This is a genomic window from Citrobacter sp. NCU1 (assembly GCF_010231475.1).
In the GTDB taxonomy this organism is placed as follows: Bacteria; Pseudomonadota; Gammaproteobacteria; order Enterobacterales; family Enterobacteriaceae; genus Citrobacter_D.
This window is the reverse complement of record NZ_NRDO01000154.1, coordinates 1-1233: the sequence shown is the minus strand read 5'-3', so window position 1 is coordinate 1233 and position 1233 is coordinate 1. Positions and strand designations below refer to the sequence as shown.

Sequence of the window (1233 nt, the reverse complement as noted above, 5' to 3'; positions counted from 1 at the left end):
CCGCGCCATGCCGACTACGCCATGCCCACTGGTACAGCCCGAACCGAGCCGTGTACCGAACCCGACGATCAGCCCCGCCACCGCCAGCAGAGCCCAGGAGTCCGGGAAATGCGACGGCGCACCGACCAGCCATGCGGCGATTCCCGCGCCGATCGGCAGTCCGAGCGTGAAGGCGATGGCGACCCCGCGCGGCGCGCCGGTGCTCGCCAGCCCGGCGGCGCGAGTGAACATCCCGCTGCACCCCGCGACCCGGCCATTGCCCAGCAGCATCAGCGCCGCCGCCAGGCCGATCAGCAGCCCGCCGACCAGCCCATGCATCGGCATCGCGTGAGGAAAGCCCGGCATCACAGCACGTCCAGAGGGATGCGCATATAGCGGGTGCCATTGTCCTCCGCCGGGGGTAGCTTGCCGCCGCGCATATTCACCTGGATCGATGGCAGGATCAGCCGTGGCATAGCCAATGTCGCGTCGCGTGCCTCACGCATCGCGACGAACGCGTCCTCGCTCACCCCGTCATGGACATGGACGTTACCGGAGCGCTGCGCGGCGACGGTCGTCTCCCAGGCATAGACGCCGCGCCCCGGCGCCTTATAGTCATGGCATAGAAACAACCGAGTCTGCGGCGGCAGGCTGAGCAGGCGGCGGATCGAGCGATAGAGCTGCCGCGCATCGCCGCCCGGGAAATCGGCCCGCGCCGTCCCATAGTCCGGCATGAACAAGGTGTCGCCGATAAAGGCGGCATCACCGATGATGAAGGCCATGTCGGCCGGCGTATGGCCCGGGACATGAAGCGCCACCCCCTCGAGATTGCCGACCATGAACCGATCGCCATCAGCGAACAGATGATCGAAATCGGACCCGTCGCGCGCGAACTCGGTGCCCGCGTTGAACAGCTTGCCAAAGACATTCTGCACCTGGGTGATCGCACTGCCGATCCCCAGTTTTCCGCCCAGCTTTTGCTGAAGATAGGGCGCCGCGGACAGGTGATCGGCATGGACATGCGTCTCCAGCAGCCAGTCGATCGTCAGTTCCTGTTCGTGGACATAGGCCAGGATCGGATCCGCCGGTGCGGGGGTCGTGCGACCGGCGGCGGGGTCGAACCCCAGCACGCTGTCGATGATCGCCGCCCGCCCCGTCTGTGGATCGGACACGACATAGCTGACCGTGTTGGTGGCCTCATCGAAGAAGGATCGCACGCGGGGCGTGGTCCGCGTGGAAACCGCGCTTCCGATC

At 66.7% G+C, this 1233-nt stretch carries 2 protein-coding genes; both read right to left on the bottom strand.

Annotated elements, in window-relative coordinates:
* The coding region (locus CJP72_RS25140; protein ID WP_193568889.1) for a YeeE/YedE family protein at window positions 1–345 on the bottom strand (345 nt) is incomplete at its 3' end.
* The coding region (locus CJP72_RS25135) for an MBL fold metallo-hydrolase (protein WP_193568888.1) at window positions 345–1233 on the bottom strand (889 nt) is incomplete at its 5' end. The genes CJP72_RS25140 and CJP72_RS25135, both read right to left, overlap by 1 nt.